This window comes from Pontibacter pamirensis, from assembly GCF_010015475.1.
Taxonomy (GTDB): Bacteria; Bacteroidota; Bacteroidia; order Cytophagales; family Hymenobacteraceae; genus Pontibacter; species Pontibacter pamirensis.
Window position 1 is genome coordinate 140,071 of the sequence record NZ_SSNI01000006.1, and the last position, 17,476, is coordinate 157,546.

The 17,476-nt window shown below is 49.0% G+C and carries 16 protein-coding genes; 4 read left to right on the forward strand and 12 right to left on the reverse strand.

From position 1 onward, the window contains the following. Positions 1–9: 9 nt before the first annotated feature. The gene (gene mce, locus E1919_RS07675; protein WP_115564821.1) at positions 10–411 is read right to left on the reverse strand and encodes a methylmalonyl-CoA epimerase; all 402 of its coding nucleotides are present in this window, start codon (positions 409–411) and stop codon (positions 10–12) included. Between the two features lie 116 nt (positions 412–527). Between mce and E1919_RS07680 the strand changes: the two genes are divergently transcribed. The 4 genes from E1919_RS07680 (at position 528) to E1919_RS07695 (ending at position 3,012) form a co-directional block, all read left to right on the forward strand. Continuing rightward, positions 528–1,742 carry an IscS subfamily cysteine desulfurase gene (locus E1919_RS07680; protein ID WP_162052766.1) on the forward strand — a complete coding sequence of 405 codons (1,215 nt, stop codon included), beginning with the start codon at positions 528–530 and terminating at the stop codon, positions 1,740–1,742. 93 nt (positions 1,743–1,835) lie between these two features. After that, a complete protein-coding gene (iscU, locus tag E1919_RS07685; protein ID WP_162052767.1) occupies positions 1,836–2,249 on the forward strand; it encodes a Fe-S cluster assembly scaffold IscU in 414 nt (137 codons plus the stop codon). Positions 2,250–2,261: 12 nt separating this feature from the next. Beyond that, entirely contained in the window at positions 2,262–2,672 is a 411-nt protein-coding gene (locus E1919_RS07690; protein ID WP_162052768.1) for a hypothetical protein, read from the forward strand. 13 nt (positions 2,673–2,685) lie between these two features. Beyond that, positions 2,686–3,012, forward strand: coding sequence for a HesB/IscA family protein (locus E1919_RS07695; protein WP_162052769.1), 327 nt, complete (start codon positions 2,686–2,688; stop codon positions 3,010–3,012). Positions 3,013–3,086: 74 nt separating this feature from the next. Here the strand turns inward: E1919_RS07695 and E1919_RS07700 are convergent, their stop codons facing one another. From E1919_RS07700 to E1919_RS07750, 11 genes are all read right to left on the reverse strand, one after another. Further along, entirely contained in the window at positions 3,087–4,388 is a 1,302-nt protein-coding gene (locus tag E1919_RS07700; RefSeq protein ID WP_162052770.1) for a T9SS type A sorting domain-containing protein, read from the reverse strand. 214 nt (positions 4,389–4,602) lie between these two features. Next, positions 4,603–6,498: an amidophosphoribosyltransferase gene (locus tag E1919_RS07705; RefSeq protein WP_162052771.1), complete on the reverse strand. Its 1,896-nt coding sequence runs from the start codon at positions 6,496–6,498 to the stop codon at positions 4,603–4,605. A gap of 15 nt (positions 6,499–6,513) precedes the next feature. Then, on the reverse strand, positions 6,514–8,019 hold the full coding sequence (locus E1919_RS07710) for an NADH-quinone oxidoreductase subunit N (protein ID WP_162052772.1): 1,506 nt from the start codon (positions 8,017–8,019) through the stop codon (positions 6,514–6,516). Beyond that, the gene (locus E1919_RS07715) at positions 8,020–9,765 is read right to left on the reverse strand and encodes a complex I subunit 4 family protein (RefSeq protein WP_162052773.1); all 1,746 of its coding nucleotides are present in this window, start codon (positions 9,763–9,765) and stop codon (positions 8,020–8,022) included. It abuts the gene before it with no gap. A gap of 109 nt (positions 9,766–9,874) precedes the next feature. Further along, positions 9,875–12,061 (reverse strand): NADH-quinone oxidoreductase subunit L, encoded by a 2,187-nt coding sequence (nuoL, locus tag E1919_RS07720; RefSeq protein WP_237144127.1) that lies wholly within the window; start codon positions 12,059–12,061, stop codon positions 9,875–9,877. 9 nt (positions 12,062–12,070) lie between these two features. Next, entirely contained in the window at positions 12,071–12,382 is a 312-nt protein-coding gene (nuoK, locus tag E1919_RS07725; protein ID WP_162052774.1) for an NADH-quinone oxidoreductase subunit NuoK, read from the reverse strand. Positions 12,383–12,384: 2 nt separating this feature from the next. Further along, positions 12,385–12,897, reverse strand: coding sequence for an NADH-quinone oxidoreductase subunit J family protein (locus E1919_RS07730; protein WP_162052775.1), 513 nt, complete (start codon positions 12,895–12,897; stop codon positions 12,385–12,387). A 159-nt stretch (positions 12,898–13,056) separates the two neighbouring features. Continuing rightward, the gene (locus tag E1919_RS07735) at positions 13,057–13,674 is read right to left on the reverse strand and encodes a NuoI/complex I 23 kDa subunit family protein (protein WP_162052776.1); all 618 of its coding nucleotides are present in this window, start codon (positions 13,672–13,674) and stop codon (positions 13,057–13,059) included. A 205-nt stretch (positions 13,675–13,879) separates the two neighbouring features. Next, positions 13,880–14,983, reverse strand: coding sequence for a complex I subunit 1/NuoH family protein (locus tag E1919_RS07740; RefSeq protein WP_162052777.1), 1,104 nt, complete (start codon positions 14,981–14,983; stop codon positions 13,880–13,882). Between the two features lie 156 nt (positions 14,984–15,139). Further along, complete coding sequence (locus E1919_RS07745; RefSeq protein ID WP_162052778.1) at positions 15,140–16,276, reverse strand: glycerate kinase; 1,137 nt, start codon at positions 16,274–16,276, stop codon at positions 15,140–15,142. A 2-nt stretch (positions 16,277–16,278) separates the two neighbouring features. Then, positions 16,279–17,457, reverse strand: a complete 1,179-nt coding sequence (locus E1919_RS07750; RefSeq protein WP_202915876.1) for a glutathionylspermidine synthase family protein — start codon at positions 17,455–17,457, stop codon at positions 16,279–16,281. Positions 17,458–17,476: the final 19 nt, after the last annotated feature.

The window sequence follows — 17,476 nt, forward strand, 5'->3', positions numbered from 1 at the left end:
TTCAGCAATTTACTTTATCTCCTGCGTTAGTTCTATCAGCACACCGTTGGCGCTCTTGGGGTGCACAAAACACACCAGTTTGTTATCAGCTCCTTTTTTCGGTGTTTCGTTTAACAGGGTAAACCCCTCCTGCTTCAGGCGCTCCATTTCATTTAGTATATCGTCTACCTCGAAAGCGATATGGTGGATGCCTTCTCCACGCTTTTGAATGAACTTTGTAATGGCACTGTCCTCTGTCGTTCCTTCCAGTAGTTCTATCTTCGTATCGCCAACTTTAAAGAAGGAAGTATTCACATTTTCAGATGAAACAAATTCAGTCTTATAGGGTTCTACTCCCAAAAGTTTAAAGTACAAAGCATTTGCCTCGCTAAAATCCTTCACAGCTATCCCTATGTGTTCTACGTTGCGCATTTTGAATATGTAATTAGTCTAAGTAAGCTTTTTTTAGTAATTTTGCATGGAAATCAAAACTAATAATTTCTTTCAACTGTTTATAAAACAGACAATAAATAGAAAAAAACAGTGCTATGCTAACACTACCTATATACCTGGATAACAATGCCACTACACCGCTAGACCCGCGTGTACTGGAAGCGATGTTGCCTTACATGACAAACATGTTCGGAAACGCTGCTTCCCGTAACCATGCGTTTGGCTGGCAGGCGGAAGAGGCTGTTGACTATGCCCGCGAGCAAATCGCTGCGCTCATCAACTGTTCTCCAAAAGAAATAATTTTTACTTCTGGTGCTACAGAGTCTGATAACCTGGCCATCAAAGGCGTTTACGAAATGTACGCCTCTAAAGGCAATCACGTTATTTCTGTTACGACAGAACACAAAGCCGTACTGGACACTTGCAAGCACATCGAGAAAATTGGCGGTAAAGTAACTTACCTGCAGGTAAACTCAGAAGGTCTTATTGACCTGAAAGAACTGGAGGAGGCTATTACTGACAAAACTATCCTTATCTCTATCATGTATGCCAACAACGAAGTTGGTGTGATACAATCAGTCCGTGAAATTTCTGCTATTGCCAAGAAGCACGGCATCCTGTTCTTTACAGATGCTACGCAGGCAGTAGGTAAAATTCCGGTTGACGTAGAGGCTGACGGTATTGACCTGATGGCTTTCTCTGCTCACAAAATGTACGGCCCGAAAGGCGTTGGTGCTTTGTACGTGCGTCGTAAGAACCCACGTGTAAAAGTAACTGCTCAGATGGATGGCGGCGGCCACGAGCGCGGCATGCGTTCCGGTACGCTGAATGTGCCTGGAATTGTAGGCCTTGGTAAAGCTGCCGAAATAGCAAAGCAGGACATGGAATCCGATACGGCCCGTATTTCTGCCATGCGCGACCGCTTGGAAAAAGAGCTGACTACCATTGAAGAATCTTATGTAAATGGTTCCCGCGAGCATCGTCTGCCACACGTATCGAACATCTCTTTCAAATATGTAGAAGGTGAAGGTTTGATGATGGGTGTGAAAGACCTGGCGGTATCTTCCGGATCTGCCTGTACTTCAGCCTCATTGGAGCCTTCTTACGTACTAAAAGCACTAGGCTTGAGCGATGACCTTGCACATTCTTCCCTGCGTTTCGGCCTGAGCCGCTTCACAAAGGACGAGGAAATTGACTATGCCATTGGTCACGTGAAAGAAGCCGTTTCTAAGCTTCGTGAACTATCCCCGCTATGGGAGATGTTTAAAGAAGGTATAGACCTTGACTCAATTGAGTGGGCAGAACACTAAGAAATAAATGATGAATCAGAAATTACGAATTACAAATTGTTCGTAGTTTCTGATTCATAATTCATAATTTTTAATTCGTAATTAAATAAAGCTATGGCTTATTCAGATAAAGTTATTGATCATTATAGCAACCCACGTAACGTAGGTACGCTAGATAAATCTAAAGCAAGTGTGGGTACCGGCCTTGTAGGTGCTCCGGAGTGCGGTGACGTAATGCGTCTTCAAATTGAAGTGGACGAGAATCAGGTTATTACAGACGCAAAGTTTAAGACGTTTGGTTGTGGTTCTGCTATCGCTTCTTCTTCTCTGGCCACAGAGTGGCTCAAAGGTAAATCAGTAGACGAGGCACTGGCGATTGACAATATGGCGATTGTAGAAGAACTGGCATTACCGCCGGTAAAAATTCACTGCTCTGTATTGGCTGAGGATGCCATTAAATCTGCTATCAACGATTACAGAGTAAAGAATGGCTTACCAGCATTGGAGTTAGCCAAGACGCACCACTAAGCCACGGACTCAATGGAGTCAAAGAACACTGATGTGCATGTTGAAAGTGCACGCATTCAAAAGCAGATTGAAAACCACTTAGGCATAAGCGGCAACAGTCTGCTTTTTGAATTCAGGCACATCGACAACAAAGAGCGCCTCGACCTGATTACAGTAAACCCGCGCCACCACCAATCGTTCCTGTTTCATTCTGAAGTGGGGTATGACCGGGTGGACGTGCTGCGCAAGATGCTGGCATACGTACAGAATTACCGCGATGAGGAAGGTTCCTACACGGTGCAGTGGATATCCCGCGACATCAAGGAGTTGAACACTTCTTATTTCCGGGCACGTAATATGTATGAGGCACTCGATAAATTATACTATGGCCGAGACATGAACACCATCACCGTATTTAGCGTGGTGCTGAATCCTGTCTCCTAAAAATAACAATGTTATGATCACAGTTTCAGATAAAGCAAAAGAAAAGGTAGTAAAACTGAAGCAGGATGCTCAGTTAGACGATACGTACCGTTTACGCGCTTCTGTTGCAGGTGGTGGTTGCTCCGGCCTTTCCTACAATCTTGACTTCGATGATGAAGTGAAGCCGATGGATCAGGAGTTTGAAGATAAAGGCGTGAAGGTAGTGGTAGATATGAAAAGTTTCCTATACCTGGCAGGCACGGAGCTTGATTTCTCCGACGGCCTGAACGGTAAAGGCTTTTACTTCAACAACCCGAATGCTACCCGCACCTGCGGCTGCGGAGATAGCTTCTCTGTATAAGTTATTCCCTTTATAACTAAGAAGGCCTTGCTATTGATAGCAAGGCCTTCTTAGTTATAAAGGGAAGACAATCTTTAGTTTTTTATAAATCGGGTTGTATAGCGTTGCCCCTGTTCGTCCAGCAGTACAAGCACATAACTGCCACCTCTTAAAGTGCTTACATCTATGGTATGATGAAGGGCAGTATTGTCAAGCCCTTTCAAAAGCCACTGCTTTCCCAGCATGTCCAACACCAACACCTGCTGCATAACACCAGTTTGTTCAATACTTACCTGCAGTTTATCAGTTGTAATAGTAGGATAAACTTTAGCTACTTTTAAGCCAGCAGCGCGAGTTACGGCTACAACAGCTGAGTAGGCGTGGCTACCGTCTTCATCCACCTGCTTTAACCTGTAGTACAAAATTCCAACCAGAGGATGGTTATCAGCAAAGCTATAGGCAGCGCCGATAGTGGTAGTTCCGTGACCAGCCACTCTGCCAATACTTTCGAAAGCCTGACCATCTGAGCTTCTCTCCACGGAGAAATAATCATTCTGCATTTCTGAAGCAGTTAGCCACTGCAGCTGTACCACAGAGCCACTAGCCTTGGCAGTGAAGCGCGCTAACTCAACAGGCAATACCACAATAGGCTCTTCAGGCTTTACGCTCCAGCTAATACTGAAATCATCTATGGCCAGGCCATGATCGGCCTCATACTCATCCGCATCCTTCCAGCGCAGCATCAGGTAGTGCCCGTCCGGTATGTTTACAGCCAGCACCGCTGACATCAATTTCCGGTTCGCCGCAGCGTTTCCATTCAGAGCCTTTCCCTCAGTGTAAAAGTGCGGGCTTTTAAAATTCAGGTCAGGGTACTGTATCCAGCCCGCATCAGATTTAGGCGATAACTTGAAAGTCGCTTTATCTGGGTTGATAGCATAAGAAAAATCGATTTTATGTTCACCGGCCGTTCTGTTAGAGACACGCCACTGCTCTCCATAAAAGCTGATATCAACGAAGTTAATCGTATCGCCGGTATTATTCTGCAAAAGCACTCCCCATGCATACTCTCCTGCAAGAAGAGAACTTTGTGAGCCCAAAGCACGATCTACTGATCCGATAGAGCCGAAACTGTAAAGGTTGCCTGCAACTTGGTTACCATGATTTACAACAACGGTATTGGTTTGCTTCGTGCGCTGCACAAACCAGTTTTCCATATAACTGGTGCCGTTTTCCCAGATGCCGTCACTCACAGCAGGTAGCGAATTAAAGTCTTGCGTATAGTTTGTTTGGCTTCTTTCCATACTTATCTGAGCAACAGCCGAATCAGGTTTAAAAAAAGCAGCGAAGCAGGTGAACGCCAGGCACGTCTGGCGAAGGAGGGTAAGTTTTTTAATCATACTTTACGAAGTAGGCAAGGTTTTATCTAAGAATAAATTGCACAAATTTTGATGCAATAATAGAAACCCAACCTGAACCTGCTTTATAAAGTTCAACTAATTATAATTATTTTATTGCGCTATACATACCTAAAGCAAAAAGGGTGTTCTGGCTAACCAGAACACCCACCCTTTTAAGCCGAATTATATTACAGCTGCTATTGTGCAATCTATGTTAATAAGCTCGCGCTAATTTGTTCTCCATAAAGTTCATGAAGGCTCTGTTTACAACGCCTGTTCCACCCGGAGTCGGGTAGTTACCGGTGAAGTACCAGTCGCCTTTGTGGTTCGGGCAAGCGAGGTGCAAATCTTCAATGCGCTGGTAAATTACCTGCACCTCGGCGTCTACATCCGGTGCTTTCACTATCTCGGAAACTTTTTCGGATATTTCATCTGCTGTAAACATATCATACAGTTCCTGCACATAATTTGCCTCTCTGAATGCCGGTGTACCTGCTAGCGCGACGCATTTATCATATACTTCCTCTGCCTTAAAGTATAGATTGCGGTCTTTCAACAGAGCCAACAGTGCTCTGAAGGCTACAAACTCCTTCATGCGCGACATATCAATGCCATAGCAGTCCGGGTAGCGGATTTGCGGAGCGCAGGAAACGATAATGATCTTCTTCGGCTCCAGTTTATCCAGCATCTTGATGATGCTTTTCTCCAACGTTGTACCGCGCACAATCGAATCATCCAATACCACAAGGGTATCGATTCCTTTCTTCACCACCTCATAGGTCGTGTCATATACGTGCGTCACAAGGTCGTCTCGGCTGTCGTTGTCTGTGATAAATGTACGCAGCTTCACATCCTTTATCACCAGTTTCTCGGCGCGCGGTTTAAACTGCAGAATTTCATCCAACTGCTCTTCTGTTAGTTCCTGGTTCAGGATAGCTCTTTTGCGGTACTCCCGCAGGTGGTTTTCAATACCTTTCATCATCCCCAGCCACGAAGACTCCGCAGTGTTAGGGATATAAGAGAACACGGTATTCTTGAGGTCGTAATTGATGGCATCCAAAATCTGCGGGCACAGCAGTTTGCCCATGTTCTTGCGCTCGTTATATATCTCAGGGTCATTGCCTCTGGAGAAGTAAATGCGCTCGAAGCTGCAGGAAAGTTTCTCACGAGGCTCCACCACTTCTACATGCTGTGGGTTGCCGGCTTTGTCCACAATCAGCGCGTACCCCGGTTTGATTTCCTTGATATCGCTGTATTCTATGTCAAAAGCTGTCTTGATGGCTGGCTTTTCAGATGCCACCACCACTACTTCATCATCCATGTAGTAGTAAGCAGGACGAATACCATTAGGGTCGCGCAATACGAAAGAGGCACCGTAGCCTGTAAGGCCCGCCATGGCATAGCCACCGTCGAAGTCGCGGCTGGCGCGGCGCAGTACACGCTGCAGATCCAAGTTTTCCTCAATCAGCTGCGTAATTTCTTTGTTGGTGTGATCGCCTTTTTTGAAGTGGTTAAACTTCACCTGGTTTTCCTCATCCAGAAAATGGCCAATTTTCTCTAATACCGTAATTGTGTCAGACTTCTGCTTTGGATGCTGCCCTAGCTCAAGTAACTTCTCAAACTGCTCATCCACGTTCGTCATGTTGAAGTTACCCGCAACAGCCAGGCTGCGGCTGCGCCAGTTGTTCTCGCGCACCATCGGATGGCAGTTATCCACGCTGTTTATACCGTGCGTGCCGTAGCGCAGGTGGCCCAGGTACACATCCCCCAAGAAGGGCGTGTTCTCCCAGATCCATGCGGTATCATCGGCTCTGTCAGGATAATCCTCCTTCAGGTTCTTATACTCCTTCCCTATTTTCCCGAAAATGCTGTCGATGGCCCGTGTTTTAACTGATCGGAAGCGGCTGATGTACTCGATTCCGGGTAGGGCATTAATTTTAATGCTAGCTACGCCGGCACCGTCCTGCCCCCGGTTGTGCTGCTTCTGCATCAGCAGGTACAGCTTGTTAATCCCGTACATAGGAGTACCATACTTCTCTACGTAATAATCGATAGGCTTTCTGAGCCTGATCAAGGCAATACCACATTCATGCTTTATAGCGTCGCTCATGGGTGCTATTAAATTTTAAAGTGTCTGGGCCAGCAGTTGTTTCATCCAGTTTAGCAGCAAGTCGGGTTTAAAAAACAGGACCAGCAGCGGCAAGGCAAACAGCGCAAGCAGCAGTTTATCTGACAGTGAAGTAACTAAATTTTCTTCTCTAAAATTCCCTTTAAAGAAAAGGTAGTATGGTATCTTGATATAATAGAATAGCGCCACTCCCGTCAGTAAAACTCCGATGATCAATAAGGTCAGCAGGAGGGTATTTCCACCCAGTGTGTAAGCCTCCCAAACATTACTGAAGATGAGCAGTTTCCCCATAAAGCCTGCCAGGGGCGGCAAACCAGTCAGCGACAGCAGGTACAGCAGCGCCATAACGCCTATAAAAGGATAGGCGCGGCCAAGACCGGCAAAGTCCTCCAACTTCTGAACCTTGAAAGTATTCTCCGACAATTGCAGAAACAGGAAAATACCAAAATTCATAAACAGCAGCACTGTGAGGTAAAACAGCACGCTCACTGTATAATCGGTGTTAAAAGCCAGCAGTCCCGTCAGCAGAAAACCGGCATGCGATACGGAGGAATAAGCGAGCAACCTGCGGGGTGTGTTTTGCCAGAGAGCTGTAAAGTTACCAATCACAAGCGTGGCGATGGCTGCAATACCCAGAAACAACTGCACATCAGCATAAGCCAGCTGGTTTTCAAAAGGCTTTACAAAGCGAAGTATCACAATAATACCCGCCATCTTAGGCCCGGTAGAGAACAGCGCCACAACAGGGAGCGGCGCGCCCTGGTACACATCGGAAACCCAAAAATGAAAAGGCGCCGCTGATATTTTAAAGAAGAACCCGGCGAAGACAAGTACTGCCGCCACCGTTACCAGCAGGGTGTTCGCCTGCAACAGCCCGATTCTGAATACTTCGGAAGAATAGTTAAGCGTGCCTGTCAGGCCGTAGAAAAAAGACATGCCATACAACATCACTCCTGCCGAAAGCGCACCGTACAAAATATACTTCAGGCCTGCCTCTACCGCACGCTTTTCATGTTTTAGGGTGAGGGTGAGGATATAGGAGGCAATAGAAACGGTTTCAATAGCCAGGAAGACCATGAGCAGGTTAACGGATTTGCCCATCAGGTTCAGCCCCAGCACCAGCATCAGGATGAGGGCATAATATTCTCCTTTGCCTTGTTGCAAACGCTCCAGCGGCCTGTTCTGCAGGGAAAGCAGGATAGTAAATATACCTGCTGTACTAAAAAGTATACCTGCATAACGCGCCAACCCGTCAGAAAGGAGCAGGTTCAGAAAGGGTTCGTCGCCGGAAGTATAGCCCCCTAAAATTTGCAGCAGCAACGAAGCGAACAAACCGGAGAGGGCCAGCCACGGCAGCAGTCGCTTTATAGTTGGAGACTTAAACAAATCCAGGGTAACGAGCAGCAGAAAGAAGATGGCCAGCAGCAGCTCGGGCAGCAAGGAACCTGCACCCGCTACAATGGCATCAATAGTTTCGGATAGATAGACTGCCTGCTCGTTCACTTAAGGTACAATGGTAGATAAAACGATATTCAGTTGCTCCTGCCCGTTTTGCAATACTAACTCCGAAAAGCCATTCACAGCTATACCTATTTTGTCCAGGAGAAGGTGAGGGAAAATACCGAAGAGCAGGGCCAGCAGTGTTAGGGGCACAAGCATCAGGTACTCCCGGGTATTTAGATCAGTAATAACGGCGCTTTCGCGCAACTCTGGGAACATCCAGAACTTGCCGAAGAACATGCGCTGCAGCGCCCACAGGTAATACGCCGCTGCTAATAATAAGCCAAACACGGCAACAATAGTGAGCCAGCGGGGCAGCATGCCCGTAGCCTCAGGTGCACTAAATCCTCCTATCAATACCAGTAGCTCGGCTATAAACCCGGAAAAGCCCGGCAAACCCAAAGAGGCAAAAAAAGCGATAACTACAAACGTAGTATAGGCAGGCATCACGTTAGCTAAGCCTCTGAAATTTTGTATCATACGGTCATGCGCCCGGTCATATATCACCCCTACCACCAGGAAGAGCATTGCAGAGATAATACCGTGGCTAAACATCATGTAAACAGCGCCATTCACCCCCTCTGTTGTGAGTGAGGCCAGGCCCAGCAGCACAAAGCCCATGTGCGACACCGACGAATAGGCAATCAGCTTTTTCAGGTCGTTCATGGCCAGGGCGTTGAGGGCACCATAGATGATGGACAGCACTCCCAGACCGCCCACCAGCACCGAGAAATAAGTTGCGGCATCTGGGAAGACTGGGTATACAATGCGGATAAGGCCGTATCCACCTACTTTTAGTAGTATAGCAGCCAGCAGTACAGAAATAGGCGTTGGCGCCTCTACGTGTGCATCGGGTAGCCACGTATGCACCGGCACCACCGGCACTTTGATGGCAAAACCGGCCAGCAACAGCAGGAAAGCGATAAAACGTACCGGCAGGTCCCACAGCGTTATCCGCGACATAACATGCAGGAGACTGTCAGGCAGAAAATTAGCGGCCTCCATCATGGCCGGAATACTGAAGGTGTGTACCATTTGCTGTGTGCTGATGGTGTTTTGCTGCAGCATCTGCTGCACCTGCCGTATTACTTCAGGGGAGGCAGCCATACCACGCTCCAGCAGCCCCAACTGCCTTGCTGTCGCAGCCGGGTCAATCACCGAAGTATACAACCCAATCATAACTATCAGGATAAAAAGGGAGCCAACCAAGGTATAAATAAAGAACTTAATGGCTGCATATTCCCGCCTGGGGCCACCCCAGATACCGATAAGGAAGTACATCGGCAGCAGCATAAATTCAAAAAAGAGGTAGAACAGGAAAAAATCTAGGGCCAAAAAACACCCCATCACGCTGGTAAGCAACAGCAGGTAAAGCAGGAAATATCCTTTTACTTTGCTGGTAATTGTCCAGGAGGAGATAATACCAATAACCCCGACAATGCCAGTGAGCAGCACCATACTGATGCTGATGCCGTCTACCCCTAAGAAATACTCAATCTGAAAGAGGCCCAGGTTGCCGAGTGCAAAGCCAATCCAGTTGAGCTTTTCCACAAACTGGTATCCCTGCTGCCCATTTGCGAAGGCAACACCATCAAAACGGAGGTATAAAAAAACAGCCAGCCCCATCTGCACCAAAGTCCCCAAAAGCGCTACTGCCTTTATCGGCCTGTGCAGGTGCGCAGGCATCACCAGCACAACTAGCGCCGCCAGCAAAGGTGTAAAAATGAGACTACTGAGTATAAAATCCATCAATATGTATAGACACTTGTATTAAGATGCAGGATGTAAGACAATCAGCATCCTTATATTTCTAAAATCTGTTAAGCTCCTCCTTGTATTGCACTCGCGAAATTAACCATCAAAACACGAGGATGTATAGTATAAATAAAATAAATCCGAAGAGAGAGTAAGCGTAGTAAGACTGCACCTTTCCATTTTGCAAGCCACGCCCAACACTGCCAAGTAATTTGGAGGCGGCACCCACCAGCCATACCAGGCCATCCACCACAAACCTGTCGAAGCCTGCTATCACTTTTGCAAACACCACCAGCCATTTACTGCCATAGTTCAGGGTATAGTCTATCACACGTTTATCTATCCGGTACAGGCTGCGGGCCAGTAGCAAGGTTGGCTTCACAAAAGCATTGGCATAGAACTGGTCGAGGTAAAAGTGGTTGTAAGACATCCTGGCAAAAGCACGCTGCGGATGCTCCTGCAGCAAATCCTCGTCTGATTTGTTTCTGTACCTGCCAATAGCCAGCCCTATACCAGCCACCCCTAACAGTGCAGAGAGCACACCAATCACTAAATGGGCAGTATGATTTGCCTCGTCCTGTGCTACTACTGCCTGCAGCAGGTTATCTGCCAGCAAGGCGCCACCTGTTGTAAGTCTTTCCAGGCCGATGCCCTGCATCACCCAGCTGCTGCTGAAGCTGAACGGGTTCAGGGAAAAGAAAACGCCTAGAGAAAGTATCGCCAATAACACCACCGGCACAGCCAGCACGCGCTCCAGCTCCTGCCCCGCCGATACCCGCAGTTCCCGCACATCGAACGGCAGTCTGAAACTCCCGAAGAACATAAACCACATGTGCCGGCCCATGTAATAAGCCGTCAGCAACACCACCGTAAAACCGATAACCGGGACGATGTAATAGAAGTTGCTGCCATTGGCGCTCATGGCCTGTGCCCAGGCCCAACTACCGGACAGAATAGCATCTTTGGAAAGAAAGCCGGAGAACAGCGGCAAACCTACCAGGGCTGCAGCAGCCAGCAGGTAGGTATAAAATGTCAGCGGCATTACTTTCCGCAGGCCGCCCATGTTCCGAATATCCTGCGGGTCTATACTTTTCGGCTGATGCGTGTGGTGCAGGCCGCGGTGCATGGCATGTATAATAATACCGGCGTTGAGAAAAAGTGCTGCTTTGAAAAAAGCGTGTGTGGTGAGGTGGAAGAGCGAGGCATCGTGTGCGCCCGTGCCCATACCCATCACCATATACCCTAACTGCGAGATGGTAGAGAACGCCAGCACCCCTTTGATATCATATTGCGTGAAGGCTGCAACAGCGCCCAGCAAAGCGGTGATAGCACCTATGATAGCAATAACAGTGAGCGCTTCTACAGTAAAAAAGGCGTAGCAGCGGGCCAGCAGGTATACACCAGCCGCTACCATGGTGGCGGCGTGGATGAGGGCAGAAACAGGTGTAGGGCCCTGCATGGCATCCGGCAACCATACCTGCAGCGGAAACTGCGCCGATTTGCCCACACAGCCCATAAACAAGCCTAAACCAGCGAGCGTCAGCAGCGCCGGCCCCATCTCTACCCGCCACTGCTGTCCGTTCAGGATGTAAGAAACCGCAAAGTATTCTTCTGTCCAGTTGCCTGCGCCTATTAGAGCACGCAAGGCCTCTAAGTCGAAAGTACGGAAGTAGGTGTAGAAAGCGAAGAGTCCCAGCAATAAGCCGATGTCTCCTACCCTATTCACCAGAAAAGCCTTTTTGTTTGCCGCAGTGGCGGCAGGCCGGGTAAACCAGAAACCAATCAGCAGGTAAGAAGACAGGCCCACTAGTTCCCAGAACATGAAAAGCAGCAGCAGGTTATCCACCAACACTATGCCCAGCATGCTGAACGTGAACAACCCCAGGTAAGCAAAGTATCGGCTGTAGCCCCTGTCGCCGTGCATGTAGCCTATAGAGAACAGCTGCACCAGCGTGGAGATAAACGTGACGACAACCAACATCAGCACGGTGAGGTTATCTATTAATATGCCTGCCGTAAAATCAGCCAAAGTACCGCCTACCGACGCCATACTAAACCACACGGTGCGGCTATGGAAGGTGGCGGTGTTCCAGGTCTGCGTGAAGAGCCACACCGACAAGGCAAAGGAAAGCGCAGAAATACCTACTGCCAGCCAGTCGCCGCGGCGGGGCAGGCGCCTGCCGAAGAAGAACAGAACAAGGAAAGCCAACAGGGGCAGCAGGAGCACCGCTAGTGCGAGCGTGGTTTGCGCTGTGCCCGGCAGTGGGTTTAGAAGTGAGGTTAGCTCCAACGTGTCCCTTTATTTGCTTAGGTGATTAACTTGATTCAGGTTGGCCGTTTTAAAGAGCTGGTACACCCGCAGCACAATAGCCAGGGCGACAGCAGCCTCGGCGGCAGCCACCACCATCACAAACAGCGAAAACAACTGCCCCTGCAGAAGCAGTGGGTCAAAGCGGCTGAAAGCAACCAGGTTCAGGTTGGCGGCGTTGAAAATAAGTTCTATTCCCATCAGCACCACCACCGCATGCCGCTTTGTGATAACGGCCAGTACACCCAGGCTGAAAAGCAGGGCGCTCAAAATCAGGATATGTTCTAAGGGTACTCCCTCCATTTCTATACTTTCTGTTTATCAGTGGCAATATAAGCGGCACCCATCAGAGCAATGAGCAGGAGCAGCGAGGCAACTTCAAAAGGCACCACAAAATCCGTCATCAGCTTGATACCGATGGTATGTACCGTGCTTTTCTCCGGCCCCAGCACATCCGCATCAGCCGTTTGCAGCCAGGGGAGCATGTGGAGGTTCGCATGCAAAATGGTATAGCACAGGCCAACAATCAACAAAAACGTAATCACCGTACCCCACACCTTGTTCACACTCTCCGACATTACCGACTGGTCGTGCACGCGGCTGCTCAGCATGACACCAAACAGAATCAGCACCAGCACGCCCCCCACATAAACCATCAGTTGTGTGACTGCCACGAAATCAGCGTACAGCAGCACATATATACCGGCTACGCTCAGCAATGTCACCAGCAGCGAAAAGCCAGCATACAGCAGGTTCCGCGTCAGCACCATATATGCCCCTGAAAGTACCGCCAGTAAGGCGAAAATGTAGAAAAGCATGCTGTTTAATTATCAGTTAACTTGGATTAAGACCAGTATAAAGTTTAATTACAAATTGCTCCAAAGACCTCGCAGTGTGCGCAGCTCCTGTGAGCGTCTGGTTGCTTCGTAGCAAATAAGACACTCACAGGTCTGGAAGACGCTGTGAGGTCTTTGCGTCTATCCCTGCTGTTTTCTTGCGGCCAATGCAGCCGCCTTCGCCGCTGCCATTTCCTCTTGTTGCTTTTCAAACAGTAGCTGCTTCTCCTGTGCCTGCTCCGGAGATAAGTCAGTGAAGTGGTAAATCATGTTCTTAATATTCACTTCGCTGAAATCATATACCGGCGTCATGGTGAGGCAGTCGGTCGGGCAAACGGTGGTGCAGAGGCCGCAGTAGCAGCACTTGGCCATGTCGATGTCGAATACCGGCGCATACAGGCGCTTTTTTGTTCCGTCTGAGGTCACACCAATGTCTTCTGTTGCTTTCACCGACTCAATAGTGATGCAGTTGACCGGGCATACTTTGGCGCAAAGGTCACATACAATGCAATCCTCTATCTCGTTGTGCAGGCGGTAACGGCCGTTGTCTGGCACGGGCAGCGCTTCGTACGGATACGTGAGCGTGGCCAGGCCATCCGGCTGCTTAAAGTAACTGTCGTCCGTCACATATACCGGTTTGCGGCGTTTGTTTGCGTTTGCAAGGTGGCGTAACGTCAGGCGTGCACCACTCACCAGCGACTTCACGGCCTGCCAGAATCCGGTTTTATGTTTATATGCTTCTTTCTTTATTGTTTCCATATACTTCTACCGCAAGATGTCACCTTGTCGGAAAATAAGTAAGCTTTCATATGTGAAATCTTACTTTTATACTACAGCAACGCAAGTTGAAAACCTGCATCATCTAAAACCACAAGATGAAATCCTGCGGCTGAGATGAGAAAAAAATTATTTATGCTAGCTCCATCTATTTCAACTCTTTAACCCTCTAACTTTCTAACACATACTATATCATCAGTAACCGCCATATACCTGCTAGCAGCACAATTACCAGGGCTACCGGTGTGAGTACTTTCCAGCACAGGTGCATGAGTTGGTCCACGCGAAGGCGCGGGTATGTCCAGCGGGCCCAAAGTTGCACGAATAGCAGCACAAAAGTTTTGGAAATTAACCAGAAGGCTGCCCACAGGTTCCCGGAAATTTCACCTATCGTGCCGGTAGTCCAGTTAGCAAGGGCTATAGAGCCAATGTTCGGTAAAGGTGTGTTCCAACTGCCCAGGAAAAGGATAACTGCCACCAGGCTTACCAATACCATCATACTATATTCTGCCAGGAACAGCACCGCAAAGCGGAAGCCGGAGTATTCCACGTGGAAACCCGCCACCAGTTCCGACTCTGCCTCTGGTATATCAAAGGGAGCCCGGTTACTCTCTGCCAGCGATGCAATAAAGTATATCACAAAAGCCACTAACAGCATGGGAGCCCGGAAAATGTTCCAGGTAGTGATGCCTCCGATGTTGGTCGTATCAATGCCCAATGCTTGAATTCCGAACAGCCAGTTCGTTTCGTAGCCCATTCCCGGAAACGCGTTCATGAGCACGCCCTGCTGGTAACTGATTTCCTGGAAATCCAGTGACTGGCATACCATGACAGCCGACAGAATAGCAAGGCCAGCCGGAATTTCATAAGACACAATCTGCGCCACGGAGCGCATCGCCCCCAGCATGGCATACTTGTTATTTGAGCCCCAGCCTGCCATCAGCAACCCAATCACATCCAGCGAAATGATAGCCAGCAGGTAAAACACACCGATGCCAATACCCGCAGGCACCAAGGTAGGTGAGATAGGTATCACTGCAAAGCCAGCGAAAACAGCAGCAAAAATAAGAATGGGTGCCAGTTTAAAAAGGCCTTTATCAGCCAGGGCAGGCACAATATCTTCTTTCTGCAGCAGCTTGAGCACATCCAGCACCGCCTGCAGCGAGCCATACGGACCCGCCTCGGTTGGTCCCAGACGGTCCTGCATAAAGGCCGCCACCTTCCGCTCTGCATACGCCAGCACAATTACCACTCCGAGTAAGAGCATAAGTGTCAGCAGGAAAGCGATCATAGGCATTCTGGTTGTGTTAAGAAAGCAAAGTTAGGAGTTAATATGCGAATGTGCTAATAAGCAGGTGTGGTAATTGAGATTGTGAGAATGTGAAGAGACAGCAAAAGTGCAGGAGAAGCACAACATAAGTGGCCTTGCTCATGTTACCGAAAGCCTTTATTTGGGTTGAGACGATCTGTAGATTAAACGGGCAATGTTTCGAGCACAGGAAAACAAAAGAGGCTGCGCTTGCGCGATAGCTTGCTCTAGTGTTATCGGGGCATTGACGATGGAATGACAGCTCACAAAATGCTCCAGCAATTGCTCATGTCCTTTTCCCAGTCCTCCTGAAATCAAAATAGCGCCTACACCATATTTCTTCGCTAAACCCGCCACATAGAAGGGTGCTTTGCCATAGAGTGTCTGATAATCACTCTGTCCTTCGCCCGTTATCACCCAGTCCGCTACTCTGATATGATTTTCCAGTCCTGCTGCTTCAGCTACTACCTGTGAACCCGATACGATTTCGGCTCCCAAAGCCAGAAAGCCAAACCCCAGGCCTCCTGCGGCGCCTGCACCAGGTATGGTTTGAAATTTTGTTTTGAGATGTTCCTCTAACAGGTTGGCATAATTCCTCATACCTTCATCCAGAATCCGTAACTGTTCTGCTGTTGCCCCTTTCTGCGGGCCAAAAACGTAGGAGGCGCCGTTTTCCCCGCATAGCGGATTCTCCACATCGCTGGCAATCCTGAACCTGCACGCTTTCAGCTTCGGGTGGAGATTAGAGAAATCCACTTTTACAATTTTCTGCAGCGACGCGCCAACCGGCGCTACATCCTTACTGTTTTCATCTAGAAAAGTCGCGCCTAAGGCCTGTAGCATCCCGAGGCCTCCATCGTTTGTGGCACTTCCTCCTAAACCAATGATGAATTTCTGTAGCCCTTTGTTTATAGCCTCTACTATTAGCTCGCCCAGTCCGAAGGTGGTGGTCAGCATAGGATTTTGCTTCTCCTCCGGTACCATCGGTAGACCCGCCACTAGGGCCATTTCTATGACTGCCGTTTCTCCGTCTCCTAATATTCCGTAGCAGGTATGGGTTTGCTCTCCTAATGGACCAGTGGCTACAGTATCCACTCTTTCTCCGTTCGTAGAAAAGAGCAGGGAATCCAATGTGCCTTCCCCTCCATCGGCCATGGGTATGACGACCACTTCTGCCTCAGGCATTTCAAGCGTAAAGGCTTCCCTGATAGTGTTACCGACCTCCTTTGCGGACAAGCTACCTTTATATGAATCCGGGGCAATGACTATCTTCATCACTATCCCTCCACCAGATGCGGCACGAACTGCGATAAGTTGGTGATGATGCCTTTCTCGCGGCGGAAACCAATGGCACAGCCCTCTCCTGCCCAGAACACACCTGCCTGATACTGGTAGTTGTTTACGTCCTCCGGGAGGTCGCACCAGCGCTGGTACACTTGCTTCTGGCCATCATACTCTCCTTCCATTTTCGTGACACGCACTCTGTCCACCACTTCCACGCTCTGCCCCTCGCGGCCAAAGTAAGGTTTGCGGATATACTTGCCACTCAGAGGTTCTAAATCAGCCTCCAAGAGCAGCGGATGGTAAGGGAAAGCTTTCCAGAGCCAGGCCAGCATGCCTTTGCTCTGGAAAAGCAAGGTATAAGCAGGGTTGGCTATTACTACATTGCGGGTACGGGAAAGCAGCGTCAGGCTCTCGAGTAGCTCCGGCTCTTCCCAGGCAATCTGCTCCCAGGGCAGTAGCTTAAACAGGAAAGGAAACTGCTGCCACTGCTCCGCTTCTACCTGTGCCCATAAGCCTTTCTCAGCGCCCTCCGTGGAAACAGTCACTTCCTCAATCGGGCAAAGGTGGGTGTCAAAGCCTGCCTCGCGGGCAGCCTGGGCAATCACGGCGCAGTTTGTCTCGTCTTCATCACTGCCCCCGATATAGGTTAATAATAAAGCAGGCGGGAGGTCTTCGTTGAGCATGCGCCAGGTTTTAAGCTGCTCTACCAGTGCCTCGTATAAGCCGGAGTACTGGTTTGCATCATTTTTACCGGCAGCAGCCAGGCTCGCCCACTGCACCACAGCAGTTTCAGGTATTGACGTAGCCGTATCAGCATTGAACTCTATCAGCTTTGGCCCTTCCGGCGTTTGTGCCAAGTCAAAGCGGCCGTACAGGTGCCAGTGCCGCTCGTCGTTCCAAGACTGCCGCACCAGCGGCCACAGGTTCTCGGGTATACCTATTATGTTCAGAAAAGCATCGGGCAAATCGTCCGGCACTGCCTGCACAAGCATATTGTAAAGTGTGTCGGCGGCATCCAGCAAAGCATCCGCCTCTTTCTCGACGATTATCACAGCCTCACCAGGCACGTAGTTCGCACAACCGTCTTCCACACACCATTCCCAGCCCAGGCCGCGCACAGCCGTTTCCACGTCGCCTGTATGTTTGGCCAGGCGTACGGTTTTGTTTCCCATAGTCAATCGTGTATTTTTA